The following is a 14,991-nucleotide window of genomic DNA, read 5'->3' as shown; positions in this document are numbered from 1 at the left end:
AGGCGGCTGGTTGCACTAATGGTCGGTAAACCCTTGCACACCGTCGATGTCCGGATTGCGACCAGAGCCTGGCGCGGCAAGGAGGCCGTGGATGTCCGGCCACTGCGCGCGACGGCCGAGTATCCCTTTCTCGAAGTGGCACAACCGCTGCCCGATTTGTGCGCTGCCCACGGACGGCGCGCGGTCGAGCGACGTGGTACCTGGATTCGGTTCCTTCGGACCGGTCGGGGGTCCGAACAGGCGACAAGCGGTTCCCTCGCACGCTCGTTCTCGGGCGAGATGTGGCGGGCCCTCCGAACGCTCACGGCGACACCGAAAGTCGAAATATCCGCCGTCGTGTACGGGGAGTGGCCGGTGTGCGGGGACTGTGTTCGGCGTGCGAAACGATTGCGGTGGCTGGGACATACGTTAGCGGCCATCGGCCCGGCCGCACTGGTGGGCAGCGTCGTCGCGTTCCTACTGACCGGACCCGGGCAAGTGCCGATTCTGTTGGTACTTGCGGCCTTCCCCGGCGGGTTTCCGCTCGGCGTGATCCTTGCGATCTTCGCGTACGGCGACGCGCGAGCATTGATCCACTGTCGACCTATCGCCGATGAGACCAGTGTGATCATCCGCGCGCATCCGGAATTCGCGGATGCGGCACAGGGTGTCGCGGGCTCGGCCGGATAACGCGTTGTCTGCAGGCGGCTACGAGGAGCTCTTCGTGCCGTCCCGCATGGGCCCATCAAAGTCCAGGTGCAGTGGGCGGCCCGCGGTGGGAGCTCGGCCCGCTACGTGCTCGATGGTTTCCGTGCGCCCGCCGACCGCACTGATCGATTCTCAGGCGGACAGTGTCCGGTCCGGGCATGGCATGCTGGCGGGATGAAGTCAGCCGCGATGGAGATCGTCGGCATCCTCGATCAGGTGTTGGCGATCGTGAAACACGCGCCGCAGGAGCTGATCTGGCAATCTCGGTACTCGGATGAACAAGAGCTCGTCGATGATCTCACCGATCATGCCCGGCGCATCCGGCAGGAAGATTTGAGCCGGTTGCCCGACCTTTCATTCCTGTTCGCGCCGACCGGGCCGCTGTGTGAGATCGCGGCCAGCAGTGGATGGCTGGAGTTCTACACGGTGCTGGGGAACCGGTTCGATGATTTGCATTCGCGCCTGCTACAGCCGTGACGCTGACGAGACATTGTCAGCCCTGTGGAAGACTGCGTCGGCACGGACCGGCGCGCCGAGGTACCGGGCATCGACCGACCGCTGGCGTGCGTGGGCTGGGATGTTTTGCGCCGTAATCGATCTCGAAATGCCTTGATTGGGAAGGCATCCAGGCCGCTGTCCGCGTACCCAGCGCACGCCTCCTACTTCGCCGGAACCCGCCCGGGGACGGTTGCACGCTGGTTGACCGGCCGGTACGGTCAATCCAGCTGAACAGGGGGCGGGGAGCCGGGCCGGCCCTGATCGATGTCATCGATACAGCCGGCGACCGGGAGGAACACATGACCAGCAGGGGAAACACACTGCTCGGTGCCGCGTTTGCGGTCGGGGCTGTTGTCTTGCTTTCCGGATGTGGGCCGTCGAGCGGTGGGGACGCCAAGCCAGCGACCCCAACTAGCACGGGATCATCGCTTGCAGAGGGTGCGCCGAGCAGCTACAACCCATGCAACGACGTTCCGCAAAGCGTGCTGGACTCGGAGAAGCTGGGTATGAAATCCGTTGCCGAGACCGATGCGAGCGGCGGGGTCAAGTGGCGTGGCTGTCGGTGGGTGCGGTCGAACGGCTATGGAGTGAGCATCCGGACCACCAACCTCACCGTGGATGTCATTCGAAGCCGCAACTTCTCCGAGGCTACCGAGTTCACCATCAACGGAAGACGGGCAATCTCGACCCGCCAGTTCGACGGCCCGTTCATCAAGGAGGCGTGCACGGTGAATGTGGAGATGAAGGGCGGAAGCCTCGAGTTCAACCTCAACAATCCGCCGTCGAACCGCGACACCGGCAGTACCGACTCTTGTGTGCTCGCTCGAGGCTTGGCGGAAAAGGTTGTGCCCAGCCTGCCCGCGTCTGCTTGACGACTGCTCTACGGACCGAACTGGGAGGGGACCCACATGGCAAATGACGACAAGACTCCAGCGAGCCCGTTGGCGAACCTCATCACAGAGGCCCGCGAGGGCCGCCTGACGGTCCGGATGGATCTCGAGAAATTCGTCTATGTCGATCGTGACTGCGAATACTTCAAGAACCAAATCCGAGTTATCCAGACCATGATGATCGAGATCGCCAACCAGGATAAATGGGATCTCGGTGAAGGTTTCACCCCGCAGGGCGACCGGGATCTGTGGTCCGGCAAGACGATGGTCGCGCGCTGGCGCCAGAAGTCCCAGGGCTCGCAGAATAGCGTCTACGCGGTTATGGAGTCGCACTACAAGGTCATCGAAGACTTCCAGACCTTGTTCCGCACCGTCCGTGAACGTATCACCGGCGTCGACACCGATCAGGCCGCCAAATACCAGGACCTGCAGTCGAACCTGCCACAGCAGCAACCGGCTACGCCGAAGATCTTCTCCTGGCCAGGCCTGTAGGGAAAGGCGATCCATTGACCGGCAACGAATCCAGCCAAATCCCCCCACGCGGGGAGAACGTATTCCATTGGGAACGTACAGAAATTGAGGAAGCGTTCAAGCCTCTCGATCCCAAAAACGCCCACGATGCGGCGATGAAGTATTCCAACGTGGCCACAAATTGGGATCAGGGATTGGAGACCTTCGCCCGTTCGGTCCAAGGCTCGATCGCGGAATCATGGGAAGGCTCAGCCGCGGATAAAGCCAAAGACGCGATCACCCGCTACGTCAAAGACGCCCACGAGCTGACCCCGCTGATCACGCAGATGTCCAACGACATGGAGGCCGCCGCCGAGGCGATCCGCACCGTCGCCACCGGGATCCCGGAGGCCAACCACCACTCCTGGACCGCGAACGTGTGGCCACCACGTGCCGCCGCGGAAGAAAACACCCGCAGCGAGGCAACCGCGGGCGCTCGCAACGCCATGCTCGAAAACTACGTGAAAAAGTTCGCCGAGTTCGATGGGCGGGTCCCCGTACTCCCCACCGCACTCAACCCCACCAACCCATTGGACATCTCCGGACCGACCAAACCCGCCGACACCGGAGACGGGGGCTCGGGGAATCCCAGCGGTAGCGGAAGCCCCAATTCTCCTGGCTCAACCGATGATCCGAAGAAAACGGAAGAGAACCCCGAAGAGAAGAAGACCGAGGAGGAGTCGACCGACGAGCCGTCGTCGAAGGACACCAACCCCGCCAGCACAAATCCGACCTCGACAGACCCGAGCAGCACTCCGACCACCCCGACCGCGCTCGACCCGTCCAAAGCCGGCACCCCGACCACGCCTGCGGGCACCCCGAGCGGGCTCGGCTCACCTGGCGGCGGTACACCAGGGTCACCCAGCACCCCGAGCCCGGGCCGCAGCGTCCCGGGCGTCCCTGGTACGCCCACAAGCGCCAATCCAGCGGCCGCTGCGGCCAGCAGACTCGCAGGCGGAACAGGCATGCCGGGCATGGGCGGCATGGGCGCCGGCGCCGGCAAGGGCAAGGGCAAGTCCGATGATGAAAACACCCACGAGACGCCGGACTATCTCATCAATGCCGAGAACACGGCGGAACTGATCGGCGAGATCGCGCCTACCGTTCCCGGTGGCGTGATCGGCGGAGACATTGCGCCCCCGCCGCCGCCCACCCGCAACTGACCACTGCGCCGGTTCTGGTTCGGTGGCGCACTCGCGCGGCCGCGCGGCAATGGATCGCGCGGCACCGGGTCGCGCGCATCCTGCCCAGCGCGAACCCGTCCCGCCGACCACTCCGAAGCACCGCTCCTGCTCGCCGTACCGCGCCGAGCACAACTCACCCCGCACGACCGATTGGAATCTCTAGATGGCTGAATGGACTTGGGAGCCCGACGATTTCGCCGCGCTATGGTTCAGCCCCGCAAACGACCGGTTCCCCAATCCACTCCGCTTCACCAGTCGCTTCCCCTACCGCGACGACTTCGACGCCCATCGCGTCACTGTGCGCGAGCGCTACTCCCGCGACGAACTCGAAGAGATCCAACTCGCCCTGCACACCCTGACCACCTCGACCATGCGCATCGAAATCTTCGGCGGCACAACCCAACACAAGAACCCCAAGGGCGGAACCCGCGTGTACCGCCTCGTCGGTGCGCGCAACGACCACCGCGCCATGTCGCTGGCCCAAGCCACTTTCGGCGACTCCATCGGCCCCATCCGCTGCCGCCTGTTCCCCGTCGACCATCTGACCGCGCAGCTGTCCAGTGCCCTGCCACCTTGCAAACCCGGCACGCAACCACCGGACACCTTCCACCCCGACGACCTGTACGGCCGCCCCAACGGCCACCTCGAAAGCATCAGCCGTAACACCCCCCGCGAGCGCTACCAACGCCTGCTCCATCGCCCCGCCGACGGCGGCGGATCCGCACTCCTCTACACCGGCCCGGTCAACAAACTCACCGACCCACTGCACACCGTGCAATGGCACGACATCAGCGACGACGGCCGCTACACCGAATTCCGCGGCCAGCACATCACCGTCCGCCCCACCACCCCCACCGACCTCACCGCGCACTTCGGCGACTGGATCGACCGCGTCACCCAACGTCTCCGCGAAGCCGAAGAAGACCGCTGGTAGCCGACGAGACCGCACCCCGGAGGCGACGGGGCCATACCCGGGGCAGGGCAAGGTCCAGCAGCCGATCAAAGCACCTACTCGGCCGTTCCCTCCGTGGGTTGCTGCGCAGCCGACCTCGGCAACCGCGCCACCCCGGTATCCAGATCGATGTCGAACCGAGGACGATGCGCCTGGCCGTCACCCCTACGGCTTGGCCGACGAGGTGTTCAGCGGTCCGGCCGGGGCCGGGGAGTCCGGCACCCCTGCGTAGTCGGGCAGCTCGACGCCGTTGATCGCACGCTCGACCAGTTCGGTGAACCATTCGCTGTCGAAATCGATGCTCGGCTCGGCGTCCGGCCCAGGGACGTCGCGGCTGCGCGCGTTCAACCGGCCGATCTCCTGGTTGGCCTCGACGAACGAGCGCATCCGCCTCTCGTAGCCGGCGAACCCGGCCTGCGGGTCCCACCCGGCAGCGGCCAGCTCTCCGGCCAGCAGGTAGGCGCCGACCAGGGCCAGCCCGGTGCCCTGCCCGGACATCGGGGACGAGCTGAACGCCGCGTCCCCGAGCAGGCCCACCCGTCCGCTCGACCAGCGGTCCATCACCACCTGGGCGACCTGGTCGAGGTAGAAGTCCGGGGTGTCGTCCAGGTGCGCGAGGATGCCCGGGGTCAACCAGCCCAGGCCGGCCATCCGCTCGCGCAGCAGGCGCTTGTGGGCCTCGACGTCGCGGTAATCGACGTCGAGGTCGGCCGAAGGGAAGGAGAACATGGCCATCGCCCGGGTGGCGTCCTGGATGGGCCGCAAGCCGGCGGAGCGCCCGGACTCCTGGTAGTCGATCAGCCAGCGGTCCAGCTCGAACTCGTTGGGCACACTGTAGAAGGCCAGCACGTGCCCGAGGTGGTGGACGAACCGCTCGTGCGGCCCGAAGACCATGGCTCGTAGCGCCGAGTGCAGCCCGTCCGCACCGACCACCAGGTCGAAACGCCGCCGGTCGCCGCCCGCGAAGGCCACGTCGACCCCGTCCGCGTCCTGGGTGAGCTCGGCGATCCGGTCGCCGAAGATGTACTCGACACCGTCCCGGGTGTCGTCGTAGAGCACCTGGGACAAGTCCCCGCGCAGGATCTCGATCTCCGCGATGAACCCGTCACCACCGTCGTCATCGGCACGGTAGGTCTCCAGCACGTTCCCGTCCACGTCCACGGTGTACGCGCCGATGGTCTCGGTGCAGGCCGCGCGTACCGCCGCGTCCAGCCCCATGCGCCGGATGACCTCCTTGGCCACACCGCGCGCGTCCACCGCCTGCCCACCCGGACGCAGCTCGGGAGCCCGCTCCACCACGGTCACCTCGGCCCCCCACCGGCGCAACCAATGGGCCAGCGCGGGCCCCGCGATGCTCGCCCCCGCCACCAACACCCTGGTACCGCTCACCCGCGCCCCCTGCTCGCCCGTCCGGATCGTGTGCTCCTGTTCGGAGTCGTCGACGCTCATCATTGCCTCCGTGTGTTTCCTCCCGCACTGGAACGGTCCCAGCACAGGCCCACCGCTGTCGGTGTATCCAGCCGTATCGACTACGGATCCACACAAAATCATCGGTACAGCCGAAATCGTGTCCACGCTCCTGCAAACACCCTGAACTCGGCAATACCGGACATCGCGGCCGGAACACAGTGCGGCCGTGGTCAGCAGCGCGGATACGCCGGGGCGGTTGACCGGATCAAAGGTGATGAGTCGTTGGGAGTCGGTCGGGGCTCGGCGGATCAGGGCCGCAGAACTCCGGCGGGCGGCCGCACGAGCGCCTTCCTCGATCAGCGACCGTTCAGCGTGCTCTACACGGGTCGACAGAACCGTTCCGGCAAACAACCCGGCTCAGGCGACATGGAAGTCTTCCTACCGGGGTTCGATCGGGGGCTACTCGGTTGTTTCGTCCGTGTGTTGCGGCGCAACCTGCCTCGGCACCCTGGCCACGCCGGTGTCCAGATCTATGTCGAATCGAGGGCGGTGCGTCTGCCCGTCGCTGTCCTCGCTGCCCTCGTCGGCCAGCTTCTGGCCCGGAAACAGCTCACCGATGACGCCCATGCCCTCACAATAGCCGCGCAACGCTCGGTGCCGCCGGTCGATCGGCCGGGTCACGGCGACCATGTCAGGGCATTGCCGCGATCGGTGCGGAACACGGCAGCGCTCTTCAGGTGCAGCAGTTCGGGTCGAGCACAATGCACAAGGCGGACAACGCATTCCGCAGCGGCCGGTGCTGGACACTCATGCCGTGCCGGGTCGACTCGATCAGCCCGGCGGCGCGGAGCTGGCCGAGGTGATGGCTGACAGTTGATTCCGACAGCCCAACGACCTCGGCGAGCTGCCCGGTGGCTTGATCACCCTTCGCCAACAGCAGTGACATGAGTTTGACCCGCGCGGGGTCGGCCAAAGCTTTGAGGCGCAGGGCTACTTCAAGGGCGGCTTGGTCGTCGACCGGCCCGGCCGCAACCGGAGCGCAGCAGATGGGCGCGGTCACATCGATGACAGGCAATGCTTTCGGCATGACCCCACACTACCGAGGGTCTTGACATATGTCGAAAAGGTGGGCACGATCGTGGCATCCCAAGTAATTCGATATACGTCTCAAAGGTGGAGGTCATCATGTCTCGTATCCAGCTCGCCCTCAATGTCGACGATGTAGACGTGGCGGTGAAGTTCTACTCGACGCTGTTCGGCGTCGAACCCGCCAAGCGCAAGCCGGGCTACGCGAACTTCGCGATCGCGCAGCCGCCGCTGAAGCTGGTGCTCCTGGAGAACCCCGGCAAGGGCGGCAGCATCAACCACCTCGGCGTCGAAGTCGAGTCCAGCGAGCAGGTGCACGCCGAGATCGCCCGACTGTCGGAAGCGGGAGTGTTCACCGAGGAGGAGATGGCGACGACGTGTTGCTTCGCCACCCAGGACAAGGTGTGGGTCACCGCGCCCGGCGGCGAGCGATGGGAGGTCTACACAGTGCTCGCAGACAGCGAAACCTTCGGCACCGCACCGCAAACCACCGCAAACGCCGCGAATACAGAAGCCTCGGAAAGCCCGTGTTGCGGAACCGCGCAGGAGGCGGCCCAAGAGGGCGCATGCTGCGGCAGCCAGGCCAAGAGCGCAGCCGTAGCCTCCGGAGCCGGCTGCTGCGGCTGACATCACCAGCAGATAGGCCTGGTCCTCGCAGAGCGGGCCTTTCTGCTGCGTGCGCTCACAATGCCATCGGACCGCGCTCGCGAATCACGTCGGCCAGCGCGCGAATCCGCTCGTTCTCGGCGTCCGAGCGCCACACCAAAGCCCAGTGCAGTAGCGCGGCCAACATGTCTTCCCGATTGACGATCGTCACGATCTTCTCCACCGTTCGGCCCGACGGTGTGTAGAACGGCAGCCGAATTCCAGGTGACCCTTGCCGCGTGATCGCACCCTGATACCTCGTGGTGTCGCGAATCCACCTGGAGAACATCTCAGCTCACGAACCACCGCTGATCGTTGTGGCCCGTGAGCGGCGAAGTCTGCCCGACTTCTCCGCTCACGGGCCATGCGAAACAAGCCTTCACACCTCGGTACCTCCGGTGGTTCATGTGGAGCGGTCGCCAGCGACACCGGTGTGGGGTGTGCCCCGAGTCAGAGGGCGAGGGTAATCAGGGTCTTCACAATCATCAAGATGGCTACGAAGCCGAACAATCCGAGACCGACAACCCAGACCTGGAACATGAGCCTCAGGTGTATCAGGTTGCCGAACCAGCCGTCGTCGGGATCTGCGATGTACTGTTGCCGGAATGCCGCGCCGTGTGCACTCCAAGCGCCAGCGCCCAGTTCCTGCTGCTCAAAGCGCTCCAGCCATTGAGCATCCCGACTTTCGGCTCGTTGGTGGCTAGCCATGAGCATGATCGAGATGACCGACACATTCAGTGCGAGCAAACCGGCGAGAATCCGAGGAAAGGCCTCGATGTTCTGGCTCAGCGCGACGCTGAACAAGAAAGCTTGGGCGGTCATACTGACGGCGGGCACCTGCCAGAGCAGGTTCTCGTATTGAAGACGCCGGTCCGCCACAGCTTGGTACAGCGCCTCGGGATTGGGCGGGTGCTGAGAAGGAGGATTGGCCACGACGGCACTGTCTCATAGAGAAGTACCGCCCGCCATTACCGCCACGGTGCTCGCACGAGGCCGTTTGCAGCTCATGGGCGCCGGAGGTACATGAAGGCGCCAGGTGGCGTTCCGACCACTGCCTCGACGGCTGAACGACCGGGCTTGTGTGCAGACCAGTGCACGGCCGGTTCCCGGCGTTGTCGCGGGTGGAGCTGGGACGGTTCTTCCACCTGCGCTTCATTACTCACGATTGTCGAAGTCCTGCAGCGACGTCTTCGGTTATCCGTGCGAGTACGGCGGCGAAGGAGGAACGTGCTCGAAATAGCGCCGGCAGTGACAGCGCGAGAGGATCAGATGGGTCGCCTTGACGGCCTGGCCGGCCGAGGGCGCCCATGTTGTCGATTGCTTTCAGACAGTCTTTGCTGGCGCCATGAGCTTGGGACAGGAACGACTGCCAGAGTTTCTGAGCGTCCGGATCCGGGATACGGAAAAGCCGGTCGGCATCGTCGGCACCCTGCCCGAGCTTGGTACAGGTGACCCGTAGGAAGGCCATGTCGACGGTGACAGCGTCACTGGTTTCAACGATCGCGGCGGGGAGGTCGTTGTCGAAGATTTCGACATTAAGTTTGAGCAGTTCCTCGCCTCCCCGCTCGCCCCACGCACCGACCTGCAAAGCACGCGTGATGATCGATACAGGTTTGGAACGACCATCGATATCGATGTCGCTCGCGGTCGACGGTCTTTGATCGAGTGATGCAATTCGTTGGGTAGTACCGAATACCGCGACCGCGATCACAGCGCTGGAGACCATTATGATTCCAACGCGCTGCCTGGGACCTGTCGTGGCGGCGGGAGTGCGAGGCACGGACAATGGCTCGGGCTTTCGGGTGGCTTGCGATCGCTGTCGAATGCCGCGCACCAGGGCGGCCAGTCCGACGGCCACCCCAGCGAGCAGGGCTACCAGCGATGCCGCTGCAGGGACGAAGTGGAAGAACGGTTGCGTGAGGCGGGGACGGAATCCGCAGGTCCGTGTGGTGATCGCAAGCCCGCGGATGCAGCCATCCGCCGATGTCAGCGCGAGGATCCCGGCGGATCCGATCAACACAGTGGTGTATCCGGCGACGATCGCGACGATAAGAGAGAATCGCGTCGAGTACCCGAGCGTGACGGCCACAGCAGTGGCGGCACCCATCACGACGGTGATCAGCAGCCACCAACTGTCGACCCATTCGAAACCGGTCTGCTGTGTCCCGCCGGAATCGGGCCGCCAACGATGCATATATGCCTGAACGGCAAGCACTGACAACCAGCAAACCAGTGTGCCGATCAGCGCAGGCCACAGCACCACACGCAACGAGGGTAGAGGGATCGACGCTCGGGTATCCGTACCTGTCCTGGCCAGCGTGGAGTCGATCCACTCAGGCACCACCGTCGTGCGCCGAATTGCGCACGCCCATAAGGGAATCGCCCATAATGCTGTGATCGCGAGCGGTATCGATGCGATAGAACCGATGAACGCTGTGTGGCGGAACGTGAGATCGGTCGCGGTTTGTTCCACGACATGATCGGACAGTTCGAAGCCCCAACGTTGCCACAGGTGCACACCGGACAGCACACCCTGGCCCAAAACGGTTCGGTGGCTGCCCCAGCCCACGAACCACACGGCCAAGCCGAGCCCCGCCGGGATCAAGGCCAGCGCCGGCACCGGCCGGATGCTACGACCCCGCCAGACCCGCGACCACAGCACTGAGCTTTCAACTGTCCAGGCGCCGAACAGGATCCCGGTGATGACAGGGATGAGCAGAACCCATGGGTGAGGTGGTATCCACGCGTGTACCGAGAGCGTCCCGGATATCACATCACTCACGGCGAGCCCCAATCCCAGCCAAAGCCCGGCAAGCCAGCCCGACGGGATCCGGCCATCGGTGAGGTCGGCATAGATCACAGCCCGGCACAGGGCAATCCCAGCCACCGCGGTCACGAGGACCGCGACTCCAGTCGCCACCCAAAAGTCAACCGCGGGTAGCGCTCCCATTCGTTGGTTGAACTGGTCGCTCTGGGTGGCGATGAGCATCGCTATTGCGCCGGTCAGAAACAGCGGCAGCGCTCGGACACCGAACAGCTGCGCCGGGTCCTGCAGTCCGGCTCGGCGCAGGTCCCAGCGGGGGTGCGTCCGCCACAGTTCAGCGAATGCCCGCAGCGCAGCGCGCACACGGCTGGTGACGGGAGCAGGGGTTGGTAACACCCAGCCGCGCGGATCGGCACCCCACCGCACAGCGGCGCGGTCGGCGCAGATCTCCCGATGGCGGAGCAGGTCGGCGCGCGCCAGATAGATCAACAGGGTAAGAAAGGCCGCCAGCGCCAGATTCCGGGTAACGACAGTCAGTTCCGTGGACGGTCCGATGGTGTGGGGTCGCGTGAGCAGCTTCAGCGCCGCAACAACGACTGAGGCGGTGTAGGGCAGCAGGAGCAACGCGAGGAACACCCGCCACAGCACGACCGTCAGGTACGTCGCTGTGACGTCCCGGTTGTGGATATGAGCAAGCTCGTGCAGGACCACGGCGCGGAAACGGTTCTCTGCATTGTCTCTCGAGGCAACCAGTCCACCGTCCAGGCATACGGTCGGTGCTGCTGTGCGACCGAACACGACCGCACCCGACGACAGTGCGGTGCGGTCAACCACGAACCTAGGCGTACGAGCCAGCCCAGCACGCTCGACCAGGCCCTGCAACCGGTGCTGCAGGTCCCCGTCCGGGTCGAACACTTCGAGCCCGACGATCTTGCTTCGACGCAACTTCCACACCGGTAGCCATAGGAACATCCCTGCAGCACACACGAATTCCACTGCCATCCATGCCACCGGCAACCACCAGGGCGGCGGCGGCTCATACCGACCTATGCACTGGTCCAGCTTGTCCCACTGATCCCACATCTTCAGGGCGTTCGCGCCCACGTCCTGGTCGGGGTCGGCGCCGGCAGCAAGCTGGCAGAGCCAGGACCCTCCTCCCGCCAGATCCGCGGAAAGTGATGCAGCCATTGCAGTTGTCGCCGCCAACAGCAATACGACCAGCAGCGCGAACCGGATCGTGGTTCCAGTCCCGATCGCTTGATCATCAACCCGTGCTCGCAGGTCCGTCGCCGCTGTCATGGGCACATGCCCTCGGAACACCCCACCCACCCCGAACAGCCGCATCGGGTGGCGGGAGGAATCTGCGCGATGGTCGGCGCCTCGCGAGATACCTTCCGGGGAAGCACTTTTCGATGCGGGTACCGTAGCTGAGTCACGCCCGTTGCACAGTCACCCAGCAAGTCAGGAACCGGTTGCAGCCGTAATGTGCTGTTCACTGCGCGCTGTACCACGTACACCGCGAGTGCCTGGCGCCCACTAGGGGTGCTCGTCCCCGAGGCATGTGTACCGCGGTGATCTCGGCACCGCACCCTGGCCGAGGCATTCAAGTGAAATCCGCTCTGTCCAACAGAGTCGACGTCTGCCCTACGCATATCCCCGCCCCAGAGTGATCGGCTCGCCGTCAACGATAGAGGATGAGCGTGATCGATGGACCGATCTCGGGAACCTTCACCGCGGCAAAGGTTGTCGCCCCACACGGTCGTCCTGCCCCGTCGACGAGCGTCGAACCTTCAGCGGGCGGTGAACTTCCAGCTGCACGCGGTCGGCGGGCACGACACACGGTGTGGCCGTACTCTTTACTCAGAGTGAACCGGTGAACTCTCTGGGGGTGTTGTGTACAGCGACAGTTCGGGCCCTGACGCCAAAAGTGTTGCAGTCCCGGCGGTTACGGTCCGCGCCGTCGTGCGCGACGTGATCACGGCGGTAGCACCTGGGGAAATACCGCTCGTGGAGGCAATGGCCTCCCTGGACGACTCGGCTGTGATCCGACGACTGAATCGACGTCGAGGCCGACGCGACCCCCTAGGATTCGGAGTCGAGGAGATCGCGGCCCTAGCGACACCGGTGGTGTGGCTCGCGATCGACCAAGCGGCGAAACAGTTGGGTGACGCGGCCGGTGACGAGGTGTCGAAAGGGGCGAAAGCGCTCGTGCGCAAGTTGTTCCGCCGGCCCGCTGGCCCGGTCGAAGTACCGCCCCTGACCAGAGAGCAGATCACCTCAGTCCGACGACACGTACTCGAGCTTGCGGCGCAACATGGATTGGACGTCGAGAAGGCGACCGCATTGGCCGATGCAGTCGCGGTACGTTTGGCGGCTGTGGATGGGCAGGCGGCATCAGATCCTGATCCGGACTCGGACCAGGGCGCGGAAAATAACGCTCAGTGACCGCTTGGCCCCGTGCCTGCGAGATGATTGAGGGCATCGGGAGTTCGGGGTCTCTCCTGCTGAGGGCATCCGCGCATGGACAGGCTCGCCACCAGTAGCGGTGACCGGAGTGGGGACGAAAAGCTGAGCGTCCGGCCCGGGCCGGACGGCTACCCGCGCTGCACGTTCTCCCGGAAGTACTGGTTGTTGTTGCCCATCATGTTGCCGGCCGGGTTGTACTGGGCGACAACGTATTGCCCACCTCTTCCGCCGGTGTTGCAGGCGACCCCGACCCCGAGCTTCGTGCTGGCCTTCCAGACCACCTGTGTGAAATGCCCGGTCTGGCTGGAGAACCCGGTCGGTGTGTCGAAGTTGTAGTCCTTGATCTCGTCGTACCACGCTTTCGTCGCCGAGAAGCCGGTGTGCCGGTCGCCCCATATAGCAGCGAGGTTCTCGCCGTTGCCCGAGCCCTTCGAGTGCTCGAAAATCTGGGTGTCGGCCAGATGATCGGCCCACTTCTGGGCCGAAGCTGACGCCGCCGGATCGAGCACCATTTTCGGCGAGCCATGTTTTGCCCGGTACTGGTTGTGGGCGTTGAGCATGTCCTGGGCGAACGACGCCCCGCCACACGTGGAGTCCACTCCGGCGGTGGCCTCACCCGCCCCGCCGAGGGCGGCAGCCATCAGCACAGCCACACAAGCCGACAAAAACCGTCCACGACGCATATCGATCTCCCGGGCGAGACGAGCAGGAAGCCAACGACGAAAGCTACAGGCCCCACCGGTGAATCCGGCAAGGGCGCTGAGATGTTCGGCGATCAACCTACCGTGCTGCCGGCGGGACCGTCGAGGCATCGCCGCCCTGGCGAGGGGGTCCCTGTAGTAACGGCGCAGAAAACAACGAAGTTCGTGTAGCTGCTGGGCAAGCGGCTGCATCGTACGGTTCGTGGTGCGGGGCAATGTGATTGGTGCTCGGCTGCTGGCGAGGGTTGATCAGCAGCGTGGAGGTTGGGGTTCGTGGCGACGCGTGTGTTCGCGAATGAAAAGTTGCAGCGTCTGCGGGAGTTCCCCGAGATCAGCCGCGAGTGGCTGTCGACCGGGCCGGTGGAGGCGTCAGCGGCCGCGGTCAAGACCGAGTACAGCGACGACCACCAGCCACACCGTTGCCCCGAAGCCTGCGGTGACGACCGTTCCCCACAGCATGATGAACGGCCCGTATTCCGCCACGCGGGCCCAGTATCCGCAGGGGCCCACATCTTCCGGGATGGTCGCGCATTCGGGGTGGCCGATGGCCGCGAAGGCCAGGGTCGCGAGCATCGGAATCGCAACGGCCACACCGAGTACGATCGCCAGGCTTCTGATGAGGCGGGAGAGGACTGCCATGCGGTCAGACCCTAATGCGCGGCCGGGGGCGATTTCCACGCGCACCCGCGCAGCCATCAAGGGTCGGCCAGTTCCTCGCGCCAGTAACCCAAGTCGGTCAGCAGTGTGTCCAGGCGTACCAGCACATCGTGGCGCAGTTGCGATATCGGTGTGTACGGCTTCGCAGTGCACATCGGTTCTCTCCGGACCCCGCGACCAGGCGATACGCCAGTCGGGTGGCCCAGGGGAATCTCACCCCGGGGCTCCCACAGATCCGGGCGTAACAGCCTCCCGTTACCCGGCTCTTTTCATCCTGTTCGCCAGGCATGCGGTGTCCACTGCCAGTGTCGGAACATGGCAGGGTATTTCCGGACCGCGTTTTTGTAGGCGCGACGGGCTTTCTTCACCGGTTTCAGCCGCCGATATTTGCAGCGGATCCAGCGCACCAGGTAGGGAGTTGATGCGCGTCAGGAGGGGATGCATCGCGGAGGGATAGAACGCTCCGTAATACCGCATCCAGCCGGTCACGACCGGATTGATCGATCTGGCCAGTTGGGCGAAGGTCGAGCCGATCCGGTGA

Annotated in this window: 17 protein-coding genes and 1 pseudogene; 9 read left to right on the top strand and 9 right to left on the bottom strand. The window is 64.7% G+C overall.

Annotated elements, in window-relative coordinates; genetic code table 11:
• Nucleotides 1–18: 18 nt before the first annotated feature.
• The 7 genes and pseudogenes from ACLMAL_RS06020 (at nt 19) to ACLMAL_RS05990 (ending at nt 4,703) form a co-directional block, all read left to right on the top strand.
• Complete coding sequence (locus ACLMAL_RS06020) at nt 19–669, top strand: hypothetical protein (protein ID WP_411998167.1); 651 nt, start codon at nt 19–21, stop codon at nt 667–669.
• 7 nt (nt 670–676) lie between these two features.
• A pseudogene (locus ACLMAL_RS06015) lies at nt 677–807 on the top strand (esterase family protein); the annotation flags it as partial.
• A 69-nt stretch (nt 808–876) separates the two neighbouring features.
• Nucleotides 877–1,164, top strand: coding sequence for a hypothetical protein (locus ACLMAL_RS06010; protein ID WP_411998450.1), 288 nt, complete (start codon nt 877–879; stop codon nt 1,162–1,164).
• Nucleotides 1,165–1,484: 320 nt separating this feature from the next.
• Nucleotides 1,485–2,057 carry a DUF3558 domain-containing protein gene (locus ACLMAL_RS06005; RefSeq protein WP_411998166.1) on the top strand — a complete coding sequence of 191 codons (573 nt, stop codon included), beginning with the start codon at nt 1,485–1,487 and terminating at the stop codon, nt 2,055–2,057.
• Nucleotides 2,058–2,093: 36 nt separating this feature from the next.
• Nucleotides 2,094–2,567 carry a hypothetical protein gene (locus ACLMAL_RS06000; RefSeq protein ID WP_411998165.1) on the top strand — a complete coding sequence of 158 codons (474 nt, stop codon included), beginning with the start codon at nt 2,094–2,096 and terminating at the stop codon, nt 2,565–2,567.
• A gap of 134 nt (nt 2,568–2,701) precedes the next feature.
• On the top strand, nt 2,702–3,748 hold the full coding sequence (locus ACLMAL_RS05995; protein ID WP_411998164.1) for a WXG100 family type VII secretion target: 1,047 nt from the start codon (nt 2,702–2,704) through the stop codon (nt 3,746–3,748).
• Between the two features lie 184 nt (nt 3,749–3,932).
• Nucleotides 3,933–4,703 (top strand): ESX secretion-associated protein EspG, encoded by a 771-nt coding sequence (locus ACLMAL_RS05990; protein ID WP_411998163.1) that lies wholly within the window; start codon nt 3,933–3,935, stop codon nt 4,701–4,703.
• A gap of 183 nt (nt 4,704–4,886) precedes the next feature.
• Here ACLMAL_RS05990 and ACLMAL_RS05985 read toward each other — a convergent pair whose 3' ends face one another.
• From ACLMAL_RS05985 to ACLMAL_RS05975, 3 genes are all read right to left on the bottom strand, one after another.
• Nucleotides 4,887–6,170 carry an FAD-dependent monooxygenase gene (locus ACLMAL_RS05985; protein WP_411998162.1) on the bottom strand — a complete coding sequence of 428 codons (1,284 nt, stop codon included), beginning with the start codon at nt 6,168–6,170 and terminating at the stop codon, nt 4,887–4,889.
• A gap of 420 nt (nt 6,171–6,590) precedes the next feature.
• Complete coding sequence (locus ACLMAL_RS05980) at nt 6,591–6,821, bottom strand: hypothetical protein (protein ID WP_411998161.1); 231 nt, start codon at nt 6,819–6,821, stop codon at nt 6,591–6,593.
• Nucleotides 6,822–6,864: 43 nt separating this feature from the next.
• On the bottom strand, nt 6,865–7,218 hold the full coding sequence (locus ACLMAL_RS05975; RefSeq protein ID WP_406233288.1) for an Rv2640c family ArsR-like transcriptional regulator: 354 nt from the start codon (nt 7,216–7,218) through the stop codon (nt 6,865–6,867).
• A 98-nt stretch (nt 7,219–7,316) separates the two neighbouring features.
• Between ACLMAL_RS05975 and ACLMAL_RS05970 the strand changes: the two genes are divergently transcribed.
• The gene (locus ACLMAL_RS05970; protein WP_411998160.1) at nt 7,317–7,844 is read left to right on the top strand and encodes an ArsI/CadI family heavy metal resistance metalloenzyme; all 528 of its coding nucleotides are present in this window, start codon (nt 7,317–7,319) and stop codon (nt 7,842–7,844) included.
• A 55-nt stretch (nt 7,845–7,899) separates the two neighbouring features.
• Here the strand turns inward: ACLMAL_RS05970 and ACLMAL_RS05965 are convergent, their stop codons facing one another.
• The 3 genes from ACLMAL_RS05965 to ACLMAL_RS05955 all read right to left on the bottom strand — a co-directional run bounded on the left by ACLMAL_RS05965 (nt 7,900) and on the right by ACLMAL_RS05955 (nt 11,925).
• A complete protein-coding gene (locus ACLMAL_RS05965; protein ID WP_411998159.1) occupies nt 7,900–8,034 on the bottom strand; it encodes a hypothetical protein in 135 nt (44 codons plus the stop codon).
• Between the two features lie 278 nt (nt 8,035–8,312).
• A complete protein-coding gene (locus ACLMAL_RS05960) occupies nt 8,313–8,795 on the bottom strand; it encodes a hypothetical protein (RefSeq protein ID WP_411998158.1) in 483 nt (160 codons plus the stop codon).
• Nucleotides 8,796–9,021: 226 nt separating this feature from the next.
• Nucleotides 9,022–11,925 carry a M48 family metalloprotease gene (locus ACLMAL_RS05955; protein WP_411998157.1) on the bottom strand — a complete coding sequence of 968 codons (2,904 nt, stop codon included), beginning with the start codon at nt 11,923–11,925 and terminating at the stop codon, nt 9,022–9,024.
• Nucleotides 11,926–12,753: 828 nt separating this feature from the next.
• Here ACLMAL_RS05955 and ACLMAL_RS05950 point away from each other — a divergent pair.
• Nucleotides 12,754–13,071: a hypothetical protein gene (locus ACLMAL_RS05950; RefSeq protein ID WP_411998156.1), complete on the top strand. Its 318-nt coding sequence runs from the start codon at nt 12,754–12,756 to the stop codon at nt 13,069–13,071.
• Nucleotides 13,072–13,220: 149 nt separating this feature from the next.
• Here ACLMAL_RS05950 and ACLMAL_RS05945 read toward each other — a convergent pair whose 3' ends face one another.
• From ACLMAL_RS05945 to ACLMAL_RS05935, 3 genes are all read right to left on the bottom strand, one after another.
• Complete coding sequence (locus ACLMAL_RS05945) at nt 13,221–13,745, bottom strand: CAP family protein (protein WP_411998155.1); 525 nt, start codon at nt 13,743–13,745, stop codon at nt 13,221–13,223.
• Between the two features lie 417 nt (nt 13,746–14,162).
• Complete coding sequence (locus ACLMAL_RS05940; RefSeq protein ID WP_411998449.1) at nt 14,163–14,432, bottom strand: hypothetical protein; 270 nt, start codon at nt 14,430–14,432, stop codon at nt 14,163–14,165.
• 273 nt (nt 14,433–14,705) lie between these two features.
• Nucleotides 14,706–14,991, bottom strand: a 286-nt coding sequence (locus ACLMAL_RS05935; protein WP_411998154.1) for a group II intron maturase-specific domain-containing protein, incomplete at its 5' end; no start/stop codon positions are given.

Origin of the sequence: Nocardia sp. CWNU-33, assembly GCF_046764895.1 — a bacterium.
In the GTDB taxonomy this organism is placed as follows: domain Bacteria; phylum Actinomycetota; class Actinomycetes; order Mycobacteriales; family Mycobacteriaceae; genus Nocardia.
The sequence above is the reverse complement of the archived record's forward strand: the minus strand, read 5'-3'. Positions and strand labels throughout refer to the sequence as shown.

Bases quoted from the DNA above. Each gene is read 5' to 3' on its own strand.
- ACLMAL_RS06005 (WP_411998166.1), top strand. From the start codon at position 1,485: ATGACCAGCAGGGGAAACACACTGCTCGGTGCCGCGTTTGCGGTCGGG.
- ACLMAL_RS05985 (WP_411998162.1), bottom strand. From the start codon at position 6,170: ATGAGCGTCGACGACTCCGAACAGGAGCACACGATCCGGACGGGCGAG.
- ACLMAL_RS06000 (WP_411998165.1), top strand. From the start codon at position 2,094: ATGGCAAATGACGACAAGACTCCAGCGAGCCCGTTGGCGAACCTCATC.
- ACLMAL_RS05940 (WP_411998449.1), bottom strand. From the start codon at position 14,432: ATGGCAGTCCTCTCCCGCCTCATCAGAAGCCTGGCGATCGTACTCGGT.
- ACLMAL_RS05995 (WP_411998164.1), top strand. From the start codon at position 2,702: ATGAAGTATTCCAACGTGGCCACAAATTGGGATCAGGGATTGGAGACC.
- ACLMAL_RS06020 (WP_411998167.1), top strand. From the start codon at position 19: ATGGTCGGTAAACCCTTGCACACCGTCGATGTCCGGATTGCGACCAGA.
- ACLMAL_RS05970 (WP_411998160.1), top strand. From the start codon at position 7,317: ATGTCTCGTATCCAGCTCGCCCTCAATGTCGACGATGTAGACGTGGCG.
- ACLMAL_RS05955 (WP_411998157.1), bottom strand. From the start codon at position 11,925: ATGACAGCGGCGACGGACCTGCGAGCACGGGTTGATGATCAAGCGATC.
- ACLMAL_RS05990 (WP_411998163.1), top strand. From the start codon at position 3,933: ATGGCTGAATGGACTTGGGAGCCCGACGATTTCGCCGCGCTATGGTTC.
- ACLMAL_RS05975 (WP_406233288.1), bottom strand. From the start codon at position 7,218: ATGCCGAAAGCATTGCCTGTCATCGATGTGACCGCGCCCATCTGCTGC.
- ACLMAL_RS05980 (WP_411998161.1), bottom strand. From the start codon at position 6,821: ATGGTCGCCGTGACCCGGCCGATCGACCGGCGGCACCGAGCGTTGCGC.
- ACLMAL_RS06010 (WP_411998450.1), top strand. From the start codon at position 877: ATGGAGATCGTCGGCATCCTCGATCAGGTGTTGGCGATCGTGAAACAC.